A 6,693-nucleotide genomic window follows, 5' to 3' on the forward strand; every position below is an offset into this window, starting at 1 on the left:
TGCGCCCCCGCTATCCTGATGGAAGGATGCGGCGCTCGATGCGCCCGAAGAGAAATGCAAGCACCGGGAAGACGGCGACCGTGACCAGCACATGCATCAGAATAGGCTTCACGACCAGCACCGTACCGTAGACAAGCGAAGCCATCGCCCAGCTCACGGTGCCGGTGAATAGAGCGGCGATCAGAAATCCGAACCAGAAGACGGAGAACGGCGCATTGACAATGAGAAAGCGCTGCGTGAGCACGACCGTATAGGTCAGCACATAGACGAATGCCCAAAGCCCGATGGGGCCTCCCGAAAGGAGATCGGATAAAAGCCCGACGAGAAAAACCGCATAGACCGGAAACATGTCGGGACGCACGACGGCCCAGTAATAGATCGCCATCAGCCCGAAGGCCGGCATGGTCGAGGTGCCGAAAATCCGCCCGATGGGAACGAAGGACAGCAACACGCAGAAAAGCCCGATAACAAAGGGCAATATCGTCATCACCACGCGGCTCGCGCGCGATGCTGGTGTCGGTGTGTATGGTTCGAGCCGCGCCATCATTCGGTGCCCGGCGTATCATTGCCGCCCGGATTGATGTCGCTCGGCGGCGGCGCTGTATCGACCTCGTCTTCGACTTCAGGATCGGGAATCGGACGCATGCCGCCCTCGGCCGCAGGCGCAACGATGGCAGGCGGCGCATTGCCGCTCGTGACCGGCGCGGGCTTTGCGGGTTTCGGTGCGACAGCGGCGGCAGGCTTCGGCCTCACCGTCTGCGATGCGGGCGGCGTTGCCGGTTTCACGGCGCCGGGCTTGGGAAGCTCCGGCACGGGCTCGACAGGCTTCGACGTGACCGGCGGGCCTTTCAGCACATCCGGCGGGTCCTGACGCGCGACCTGCGAGGGGAACTCATATTGAAGGACGCGCACGAAATCGAGCCGGTCACGATCGGCAAATGTCTGCACACGCATGAAACCGTCGCTCGTCTGGATGACGAGGCCGATGGGCAGGCCGGGCGGAATGAGCCCGCCATCGCCTGAGGTCACGACACGGTCGCCCGGCGAGATGCTGCTGGCGGCGGGCAGATATTCGAGCCTCGGCCAATTCGTATTGTCGCCCGCGAGCACGGCCTTGTAATGCGCGGGCTCTATGACGACGGGGATGCGGCTGTTCAGATCGGTGAGCAGAAGAATGCGGCTGGCCTTTTCGCCCGTCGCCACGACGCGGCCGATGAGCCCATCCGTGTCGATAACGGCGTCGCCGCTCTTGGCGCCCTGCGCGCGCCCGACATTGACGATCACCGTATCGACAAAGGGGCCGCCATTGTCGCTGACGACGCGGCCGCTGATATAGTTGATGCCCGGATCGACCTGAACGTTCAGCAGCGCTTCATAGCGCGCAACCTTGGCCTCGAGCCGCAGCGCCGCTTCCTTCCAGGCAAGGAGGCGAGCATTTTCAGCGCGCAGCCGCTCATTCTCATCGAAGACATAGGCATATTCGTCGGTGCGCTCGACCACGCGGCGAGCGACGGCGACAGGCCGCGATGCCATTTCAAGGAGAGGGGCCGCCATATCGGTGACGACCTGGCGCGCACGATCGAAGACATAAGTCTCCGCCCGGCCAAGCAGCAGCAGCGCTGCCGCAAGCGTAAGCATGAATATGAGCGAGATTCTGTGCGAAATCTCACGGACAGGCATTGCTGAACGGTTCGGATCCATCGCCAACTTACCGCTCCCGCCGCCCCCTCAGCCAAGCTTGCCGATCCCGATCGCTCATCGCGAATATCCGGTCTCAGTAAACTGACGACAATACATGTTTCATGGTTTTGATGTGCTCGAGCGCCTTGCCCGTGCCAAGCGCGACGCAGGAAAGCGCATCGTCTGCGATGGAGACGGGCAAGCCCGTCTCGTCGCGCAGAACCTGATCCAGATTGGCGAGCAATGCGCCGCCGCCCGTGAGCACGATGCCCTTGTCGACGATATCGGCGGCAAGTTCGGGCGGCGTCGCTTCAAGCGCCACTTTGACCGCTTCGACAATCGCGCCGACGGGTTCCGCAAGGCTTTCGGCGATCTGGCGCTGGCCGATCCGGATTTCCTTCGGCACGCCGTTCATCAGGTCGCGGCCCTTGATCTCGATCGTCATGCCGTCGCCATCGGACGGGATCGCCGCCGAGCCGACTTCCTTCTTGATGCGCTCGGCAGATGCCTCGCCCACCAGAAGATTATGATGACGACGAATATAGGCGATGATCGCCTCGTCCATCTTGTCGCCGCCGACGCGCACGGAACGCGCATAAACGATGCCGCCGAGAGAGAGCACGGCCACTTCGGTCGTGCCGCCGCCGATATCGACGATCATCGAGCCTGTCGGCTCCGTCACGGGAAGCCCCGCGCCGATTGCCGCTGCCATCGGCTCTTCAATGAGATAGACACGGCGCGCGCCGGCCGAAAGCGCAGATTCCTGAATGGCGCGCCGCTCGACGGCTGTTGAGCCGGAAGGCACGCAGACGATGATCTGCGGATTGGCGAAGGAGCGCCGGTTGTGAACCTTGCGGATGAAATGCTTGATCATTTCTTCCGCGACTTCGAAATCGGCGATCACGCCGTCACGCATCGGCCGGATTGCCTGAATATTGCCGGGCGTGCGGCCAAGCATCAGCTTAGCCTCTTCGCCGACGGCGAGAACCTGCTTCTTTCCGCCCTTTTCGATAATGGCGACGACCGACGGTTCGTTCAGGACGATCCCTCTGCCTTTTACATAGACAAGAGTGTTCGCCGTGCCGAGGTCAATTGCCATATCGGCCGAAAACATGCCGAGCAGTCCGGAAAGCATGCTTTTAAAATCCTTCAACAGTGGGTCGATGAACCGCGATTGTCATTACGCGCAGCATCGACGGGTGAGAGTGTCGCGACTTATGGTGATCAAACTGTTAACGCGCCGAATTTCCGACGACGTTGCCGCTGCCCGAAAACCAACCGAATGAACTGAGGGTGCCCGCCCCTGAGAGCGTCTGTCCGCGCGGCCTTGAGCACGCAAAATCGGGACACAGAAACGCTTCATACACGGTCCGTATACGAACAAGACGGGGAGCCGTGCCAGTCGACGGGTCGCGCGGAGGAAATGAACCTCTTGCTTCCTCCGTCCGCACCGACCTTCGAGGCCATCGTCTCTTCCCGTCTGCTGGTTATGTGCTGATGCAGGCCGGACAACGACTTGGCCCATGAACGCGTTTACTTGTCCGACGAGCCGCGAACAAAACCGAATCGCCGAACATGTGCGCTTCGGAGCCGCAGGCCGCGTCAGCACAAAACTTGTACGCTGAAAGCGTTAAGCCGCGCAACGGGAAAGACTTGTAATCAGCGGCTTTTCAAGGGTTTTGGAGGCAGTTCCGTGATCTCGTGTGCGCGCCCCTCAAGACGCGAGCGATGACGCTTCACGGCATCGACGAGGAACTCCATAACCGCGCGGACATGCGCGAGCTGCGCGAGATCATTGCGTGCCATAAGCCATAATTCGAGCGCACCGAGAAGCTCCGGCCCGAAGACGCGGACCAGTGCCGGATCCTGATCCGCAACGAGACAGGGCAATGCCGCAAGCCCGAGGCCGCGCCGCGCCGCCTCAGCTCGCGCCGCCACGCTCGACGAGCGGAAGACGACGCGCGAGTTCTTCTCCGCGCGCGACACCCACCAGACCGGACCAAGCGGCACCTCGGAGCGCGGAAAACCGATGATGTCGTGGCTGGCAAGGTCAGCCATCTGCTCGGGCTGGCCGCGTTCGGCCAGATAGCCGGGCGAGGCATAGAGCCCATAGGCCATGTCCCCTACCTTGCGCATCAGCATGTCGCCCTGCGTGGGCCGCGCCACCCTGAGCGCGACATCGACATCCTTCAGCGGATTTCCGATGCGCGGCGCACCGCCACTGCCGCCCACGCGCGGATCGGTCACGAGTTCGAGTTCGAGCCCCGGATGGGCTGCGTGAAACCCGGCAAGCTCCGGTGCGATGATATAGGCGGCGAGAATATCGCTGGCGGCGAGGCAAACCGTGCCTTCATTGCCCTCGCCTGCCGCCGCGAAGTCTCTGGGAAGCGCAGAAAGCCGCCGATCCACAGGCTCCAGCGCCTCGACAAGCTTCTCGCCCGCCGCCGTCAGCCGATAGCCGGTGCGCTCGCGCTCAAAGAGCCGCGCGCCCAGATCGTCTTCGAGAGAGGCCACGCGACGCAAAACGGTGGTGGTGTTTACGCCAAGCTGCTGCCCGGCACCGGACAGGCTACCCGCCCCCGCAACAGCCAAAAAGAAGCGAAGATCGTCCCAATTCATGTCCGTTGCCGCTTTCGATACCGCTCTGGCGCAAAACGCTGTTGCGCTAACGACAGACTAGCCGGGTTTGAACGCGCGATAAATGCAGGATTGGGAAAATATGACTGCGGATTTGCAAGGGCGGAGGGTCGCCCTACCCCCGAACCGGCTTCACCAGCGAGGCAGCTTCCTTGGCCCGCGCCCGTGCTTCGGCAATATCCTTGCCGCGCGCAACCGCAACGCCCATGCGGCGGCGCAGGAAAGACTCCGGCTTGCCGAACAGGCGCACATCCGCGCCCGGCACGGCAAGCGCCGCATCCAGCCCCTCAAAGGCGATGCCCTGCTCTTCCAGCCCGCCATAAATGACGGATGACGCCCCCGGAGAGGCAAGCTCGGTCGAGACGGGAAGCCCGAGGATTGCGCGGGCATGAAGCGCGAATTCGCTCTGATGCTGGCTCGCCAGCGTCACGAGACCCGTATCATGGGGACGCGGGCTCACTTCCGAGAACCAGACATCGTCGCCCTTGACGAAAAGCTCGACGCCGAAAATGCCGCGTCCGCCAAGCGCATCCGTGACTTTCCGCGCGATCTCCTGCGAACGCTCGAGCGCGAGCTTGCTCATCGGCTGCGGCTGCCAGCTCTCAATATAATCGCCCTTGTCCTGCAAATGGCCGATGGGCGCGCAGAAGCTCGTCTCGACAGCGCCATCCGCGCGGCGCGAGCGAACGGTGAGCAGCGTGATTTCATAATCGAAGTCGATAGCACCCTCGACGATGACAAGCCGACGCTCGACGCGGCCGCCCGACATCGCATAGTCCCAGGCCGCCTGCACTTCGCCGGCGCTTTTGACATAGCTCTGGCCCTTGCCCGATGAGGACATGACGGGCTTCACGAAACAGGGAAAGCCGACGCGCGCCGCGCCTGCGGCCAGCTCATCCGCACATGCCGCAAAAACATAAGGCGATGTGGGAAGCTTCAACTCTTCGGCGGCGAGACGGCGAATGCCCTCGCGGTTCATGGTGAGCTGGGCTGCCCGCGCCGTCGGGATCACCTCGGCAAGGCCCTCCGCTTCGATGCGCACCAGCTCCTCAGTCGCAATCGCCTCGATCTCGGGGACGATGAGATGCGGGCGCTCCAGCTCGACGATGGCGCGCAAGGCCGCTGCATCGGTCATCTGGATCACATGGGCGCGGTGAGCCACCTGCTGGGCAGGCGCATTCGCATAGCGATCGACCGCAATCACCTCCGCGCCATAGCGCTGAAGTTCAATGGCGACTTCCTTGCCGAGTTCCCCCGATCCCAGAAGCATGACCCGCGTCGCGTTGGCTGTGAGCGGCGTACCGATACGCATAGAATCCCTCAGATAATCTTGAATGGGGGCGATGTAGCACGGCTGACAGTCTGCCGCACCCGCAAGGGCTTGCAAAAAGGTCCGACGCATATAACATATGAACACCTATTCATATGTAAGGTCTTCAGCATGACCACGCAGCCGCTGCTTGTGCGCCCCGCAACCGTTGCCGATGCAGCCGCAATCCAGGCGATCTACGCGCCGATTGTGGAGAAGACGGTGATCTCGTTTGAGGAAACGCCGCCCACCACAGCGCAGATGGCCGAACGCATCGCGGCAATCTTGCAGTCCTACCCTTATCTGGTCGCGGAGCGTGACGGGCAAGTTGTCGGCTACGCCTATGCGGGCCGACACAGCGAACGTGCCGCCTATCGCTTGTCCGTGGACGTGACCGTTTATATCGCCGAGCAGGCACGCGCCAGCGGCGTCGGACGCACACTCTATAGCGCCTTGTTGCCCATGCTTGCCGAGCGCGGCTTTCACGCGGCATTTGCCGGCATCACCCTTCCAAACACCGGCAGCGTCGCCTTGCATGAACGCATGGGATTCAAGCCGGTCGGCGTCTATCGCGAAGTCGGCTTCAAATTCGGACAGTGGCTCGATGTCGGCTGGTGGCAGCGGCGTCTGAGCGATGCTTGAGCGCGCATGTCGAAATCAATGCAGATGCCCTCGTTACACATAGGCCCAGCAATGCCCTCGCCGATCCCGCTTCATTCGCAAACCCTGCCCGCCCTATCCGACGACAAGGCGGTCGAGCTTGCCGAGATGTTTCGCCTGCTTGGCGATGCGAGCCGCTTGCGCATCGTCATCGAGACGCTGGCGGGCCCGCAATCGGTCGGGCACATGGCGGCGACGCTCGGGCTTTCGCCGTCGCTGGTCAGCCATCATCTGCGCCTGCTGCGCGCCGCCCGCCTCGTCAGCCCCGAGCGGCGCGGCAAGCAGATTTTCTACCGTATTCACGATGCTCACGTGCGCCACGTCATCGCCGACATGATCGCGCATGTGAACGAAGAACCTCACGAGGAACAGGTCTGATGCCCGCGCATAATCACGCAGATCACGGA

Annotated in this window: 7 protein-coding genes; 2 read left to right on the forward strand and 5 right to left on the reverse strand. The window is 62.5% G+C overall.

Going from position 1 to position 6,693, the window contains the following annotated elements; translation table 11 throughout:
- Positions 1-10 precede the first annotated feature (10 nt).
- The 5 genes from mreD to purT all read right to left on the reverse strand — a co-directional run bounded on the left by mreD (position 11) and on the right by purT (position 5,629).
- Complete coding sequence (gene mreD, locus WA943_RS12410; RefSeq protein ID WP_424470201.1) at positions 11-487, reverse strand: rod shape-determining protein MreD; 477 nt, start codon at positions 485-487, stop codon at positions 11-13.
- A 56-nt stretch (positions 488-543) separates the two neighbouring features.
- The gene (gene mreC, locus WA943_RS12415; RefSeq protein WP_424470195.1) at positions 544-1,638 is read right to left on the reverse strand and encodes a rod shape-determining protein MreC; all 1,095 of its coding nucleotides are present in this window, start codon (positions 1,636-1,638) and stop codon (positions 544-546) included.
- A 136-nt stretch (positions 1,639-1,774) separates the two neighbouring features.
- Positions 1,775-2,815, reverse strand: coding sequence for a rod shape-determining protein (locus tag WA943_RS12420; protein WP_424470196.1), 1,041 nt, complete (start codon positions 2,813-2,815; stop codon positions 1,775-1,777).
- Between the two features lie 524 nt (positions 2,816-3,339).
- Entirely contained in the window at positions 3,340-4,299 is a 960-nt protein-coding gene (locus tag WA943_RS12425) for a LysR family transcriptional regulator (protein WP_424470197.1), read from the reverse strand.
- 133 nt (positions 4,300-4,432) lie between these two features.
- Positions 4,433-5,629 (reverse strand): formate-dependent phosphoribosylglycinamide formyltransferase, encoded by a 1,197-nt coding sequence (gene purT / locus WA943_RS12430; RefSeq protein ID WP_424470198.1) that lies wholly within the window; start codon positions 5,627-5,629, stop codon positions 4,433-4,435.
- Positions 5,630-5,758: 129 nt separating this feature from the next.
- Here purT and WA943_RS12435 point away from each other — a divergent pair, with 129 nt between their 5' ends.
- Together WA943_RS12435 and WA943_RS12440 are read left to right on the forward strand one after the other, a co-directional pair.
- Positions 5,759-6,268, forward strand: a complete 510-nt coding sequence (locus WA943_RS12435; RefSeq protein ID WP_424470199.1) for an arsinothricin resistance N-acetyltransferase ArsN1 family B — start codon at positions 5,759-5,761, stop codon at positions 6,266-6,268.
- Between the two features lie 51 nt (positions 6,269-6,319).
- The gene (locus tag WA943_RS12440) at positions 6,320-6,664 is read left to right on the forward strand and encodes an ArsR/SmtB family transcription factor (RefSeq protein WP_424470200.1); all 345 of its coding nucleotides are present in this window, start codon (positions 6,320-6,322) and stop codon (positions 6,662-6,664) included.
- The last annotated feature ends 29 nt before the right edge of the window (positions 6,665-6,693 follow it).

The organism is Parvibaculum sp., from assembly GCF_049651025.1.
Taxonomy (GTDB): Bacteria; Pseudomonadota; Alphaproteobacteria; order Parvibaculales; family Parvibaculaceae; genus Parvibaculum.

Bases quoted from the DNA above. Each gene is read 5' to 3' on its own strand.
- mreD (WP_424470201.1), bottom strand. From the start codon at position 487: ATGACGATATTGCCCTTTGTTATCGGGCTTTTCTGCGTGTTGCTGTCC.
- mreC (WP_424470195.1), bottom strand. From the start codon at position 1,638: ATGCTTACGCTTGCGGCAGCGCTGCTGCTGCTTGGCCGGGCGGAGACT.
- WA943_RS12420 (WP_424470196.1), bottom strand. From the start codon at position 2,815: ATGCTTTCCGGACTGCTCGGCATGTTTTCGGCCGATATGGCAATTGAC.
- WA943_RS12425 (WP_424470197.1), bottom strand. From the start codon at position 4,299: ATGAATTGGGACGATCTTCGCTTCTTTTTGGCTGTTGCGGGGGCGGGT.
- purT (WP_424470198.1), bottom strand. From the start codon at position 5,629: ATGCGTATCGGTACGCCGCTCACAGCCAACGCGACGCGGGTCATGCTT.
- WA943_RS12435 (WP_424470199.1), top strand. From the start codon at position 5,759: ATGACCACGCAGCCGCTGCTTGTGCGCCCCGCAACCGTTGCCGATGCA.
- WA943_RS12440 (WP_424470200.1), top strand. From the start codon at position 6,320: ATGCCCTCGCCGATCCCGCTTCATTCGCAAACCCTGCCCGCCCTATCC.